3 protein-coding genes are annotated in these 3,645 nt (G+C 70.9%); 2 read left to right on the forward strand and 1 reads right to left on the reverse strand.

Annotated features, from left to right (window positions below):
• Window positions 1-549: 549 nt before the first annotated feature.
• Window positions 550-1,239, reverse strand: coding sequence for a M23 family metallopeptidase (locus HFP15_RS41960; RefSeq protein ID WP_168524172.1), 690 nt, complete (start codon window positions 1,237-1,239; stop codon window positions 550-552).
• Between the two features lie 39 nt (window positions 1,240-1,278).
• On the opposite strand from HFP15_RS41960, the gene HFP15_RS44100 reads away from it, so the two are divergent.
• Together HFP15_RS44100 and HFP15_RS41970 are read left to right on the forward strand one after the other, a co-directional pair.
• Complete coding sequence (locus tag HFP15_RS44100) at window positions 1,279-1,431, forward strand: hypothetical protein (protein WP_168524173.1); 153 nt, start codon at window positions 1,279-1,281, stop codon at window positions 1,429-1,431.
• Window positions 1,432-1,710: 279 nt separating this feature from the next.
• The gene (locus HFP15_RS41970) at window positions 1,711-3,543 is read left to right on the forward strand and encodes a hypothetical protein (RefSeq protein WP_210718589.1); all 1,833 of its coding nucleotides are present in this window, start codon (window positions 1,711-1,713) and stop codon (window positions 3,541-3,543) included.
• Window positions 3,544-3,645: the final 102 nt, after the last annotated feature.

A 3,645-nucleotide genomic window follows, 5' to 3' on the forward strand; every position in this document is an offset into this window, starting at 1 on the left:
GAGACAGCTGTAGGGCCGGGGCCGGGGGCCGTTGCCGGGGCTGTGGCCTGGGTCCGCGTTCGGGGCCGGGTTCCGCACGACCGGGCTCGGGTCCGGCGTCCGCGATCCGGGGCCGAGGGTCGCAGTCCGGGAAGCGGGGGCCGTAGTCCGGAAACTGGGGGCCGAAGTGGGGGCCGTAGTCCGGCAAGCGGGGCTCGCCGTCAGCGCGACCGGGCCGCGGCCGTGGCGGTTTGCCGGGGCGGTCCCGGTTGGCGAGGCCTCCCCGCAGTGTCCCCACCGGCCCGTGCGCAACAGATTCCTAGACGCGCCACGTAGGCCAGCGCCGCGAACACTCCAGATGTCGACCGGCAGCGTCCCCCCACGATTCCGCCGGGCTCTCGAATGAACTCGCCCGGCCCTGCGAGGCTCCCCGTTCGCCCCGAGCGGACAAAAGCCCAGCCACAGCCGAGCGCCCCAGAATTGTCAGACCCCTCCGCTATACCTGTAGTCGAACATCGGTTCGACTACGAGGGGGGCACAATGCGCCAGAACCAGCAGATCGCCGGCGACCTACAGGTACACACCCCGGGCGGCCAGCCACGGACGCGGGTCGATCTTCTTCGCACCGTTCAGCCACACCTCGAAGTGCAGGTGCGGGCCGGTCGCCTGGCCGCGGGCGCCGATCTCGGCGATCTGCTGCCCGCATTTGACCTGCTGACCTTCATGCACCGAAAAGCTGTTCATGTGGCCGTAGACCTGGATGGTCCCGTCGGCGAGCTGGATTCGCACCCACAGGCCGAAACCGCTCGCGGGCCCGGCGTCGATCACCACGCCGTCCGAGGCCGCGTAGATCGGGGTCCCGATTGAGTTCGCGATGTCGATGCCGAAGTGGGTGGTGCCCCAGCGGGCGCCGAAGCCCGAGGTGAAGGTCCCGTGCGCGGGAAGGCAGGTCTTCGGTCGCGCGGCCTCGTCGGCCGCGGCTTTCGCGGCGGCGGCCTCGCGGTTCTCGCGGTCCTGAGTCACCTGTGCGCTGGCGGTGAGCTTCTGTACCTCGGAGGAAGCGTTGCTGACGTGCGCGGCGGGCAGCAGTTCCGGCGCACCGGCGGGAGCGTCGCCACCCATGGCGAACGAGGCGCTGGCGTCGCTGGCATTGGACAGCGGCCGAACGCCCTCCGCCGAGTCGTTGGAGCCGAAGGTCGACTGAAGCGTCTGTCCGGCGGCTGCGGCGGCGAAAGCGCCGGCAGCTACAGCGGCCACCACAACGCGTCCACGCAAAGCCGAGGACGGTGTGGGAAGTCGGTGCCCGCCCCGGACACGGACAACCGCACCGTGAAGCGGGTCATCGAGTTCCGGGGAGGAGGCTTCGCCGCCGGGGGAGCGGTGCTGAGCCAAGACGAGGCCTTCCGTTACTCGGGTAGCCAGATCCTGCGAACCCGGTCGGGGTTCCGGTGAACAACCTCGGGGGTGGTTGCTCTGTCCGCGTCGTGACCTGACCGTAATGGGGACCGGGGGACAGTAACGAAGAGAAGCTGTTCGCGGCAAGATCCCGCGAGTGTCTGCTCTGAATGTGTTAGCCGCAGGCGCTTTCTAGCAGCGGAAATGACCTAACGTTGAAAGGAGATTACGCCGATGGTGTGACGTGAATCATGTTTTACTCTCGGCGTGGCGCGCCGACCCGAAAAGGCACACCGTCCGTTGAACCCGCGGCCGCCTTGCTAGCGTTCCGTGGCAATGACCTGGACTCGCAGGACGCTCGGCGGCAGCGGATCAGTGACCGACACACCACCCGCCGACGGGCAGCCCAACGCCATGTTGCCGACGGCCCTTGGCCTCGGCGCGGTCGCCGCAGTGCTGCTGTCTCTGGGGTCGGCGATCCCGGTGGTCGCGGATGCCGCGCCCGGATACTCGAGCACCGCGCTGCTCATCGTGCTCGCGGTTTTGCCGATCGTGCTGGCGGCGGTGTTCGCGCTGCGCGGACGATATGTGACAGCCGCCGGTGTGCTGGCAGGCGCGGCCGCACTGGCTCCGGGCCGGGCGATCCTCGACCTGCAGTTCCTCGCCGACCCGTCTGCTGCGGCACGGCCGGAGCTGTATCGGCCCGAGGTCTTCGCCATGCCGGGTCCCGCCGCGGGGCTGTGGTTGTTGCTCGCCGGGCACGTCGCGACTCTCGCGGCGGGCATCCTGGGCGTGCGCGCGATCGGCCCGAGGCCGGAGTCCGAGCCGGGCGGCCGGGGACTGCTGTTGACCGGCGCGTTCGCAGCGACCGTCGCGGCGGTCGGCGTGATGATGCAGCCGTTCTCGACCAACGACGCGTTTCTGCCGGTCGGTAGTGCGTTCGAGGGTCCTGGTCTGGTGCTCGCCGGTTGCCTGGTGCTGGCGGTGGCACTGCCGGTGACCGCCGGGCTCGTGACCAGTTCGGGCACGGCGGGCCTGACGACGGGCGGTCTTGTGGGTCTGGCCGTCGCCGCGGTGGCGGTCTCGTTGCCGAACCTCGTGTCCGGGCTCGTCGTCGACCGCCTGAGCGTCGCATCGGGCCCCGTCGTCGTGCTGGTCGGCGCGGTCGCGCTGCTCGTTGTCGCAGTGCGCGCACATGTCGCTGACCGCGGCGAAAGCGCCAGTGCGGACGGTGAGCGCTTGGGCGAGGCCATGCCTGGTGAGAACGAGGCTCGCGGCGACCAGGCCGGTGTGGCGAACCTTCCTGGCGTGCGCCGGCTGTGGGTGGCGACGGGTGTGCTCGCCGTGCTCACGGGAGTGCTGTCGCTGATCGGTGCGCTGACCGCGCAGGTGCTGATCATCGGTGACCTGCCCGGTCCGGAGAGCCCGTGGCGCTGGTTGCTGTTCGTCGCCGGACTGCTGACCGGTGTGCTGGGGCTGGCGATGTTCGTGCCGCGCCTCGCCGCGAACATGCGGCCCGCGTTGTCGGTGTGCTGGGCCGGAGTGCCGCTCGCCGGTACCGCCGTGCTGACCACGGCGATCACGGCCACCGAGCTGCGTGCCGCCGGACTCACGCCGGGTCCTGGCGTGCTGTGGACCGCGGTGGCGATCGTGGCCGCGGTCGCGACGGCATGCTGCTCGGTGGTGGCCGGGATGGTCGAGCGGGACAACGAGGACGTCGCGGGTGGTGACCGCCCGGGGCCGAATCTGATGACGCCTCTGGTCGCCGGCGGGATCCTGGCGATCGGCGGGTTCGGTACGCCGTCGATCCTCGCGCCGGACTACGTGGAACCGGCCCTGTGGTCGAACTTCGGCACGCCGTCGTGGGGCCTGCTGCTCGCGCTGATCACCGTGGTGGGCGTGTGCTTACTGGCGCCACGCTGCCGCCCGGCACGCGCCGCGGCCCTGCTCGCGGGTGCGACGTGCTTGGCAGGCCTGCGTGTGGCGGAGTACCCACTGACGGTGGGCGTCGCCGGTGCCCACCCCGGCGTCGGCTGGTGGCTCGCCCTCGCTTGCGCGGTGGCCCTGCTGATCGCGACAGCCGTGGCCGCACGCCCCGCGAAGAAGCCGACCACCGGCCGGACCACGGCCAGCCGCTCCCGCGGAGAAGACCCCACCCGCAAGCGCTGAGTAGACCCACCCGCTGAGACCGAACACCGCTCCTGGGGAGACCGACCGCTCCCGCTCGGACCGAGACCCCCGCCCGCCGATACCGAACAGTTCACCGGCGGT

This window comes from Amycolatopsis acididurans, assembly GCF_012328925.1.
In the GTDB taxonomy this organism is placed as follows: Bacteria; Actinomycetota; Actinomycetes; order Mycobacteriales; family Pseudonocardiaceae; genus Amycolatopsis_E; species Amycolatopsis_E acididurans.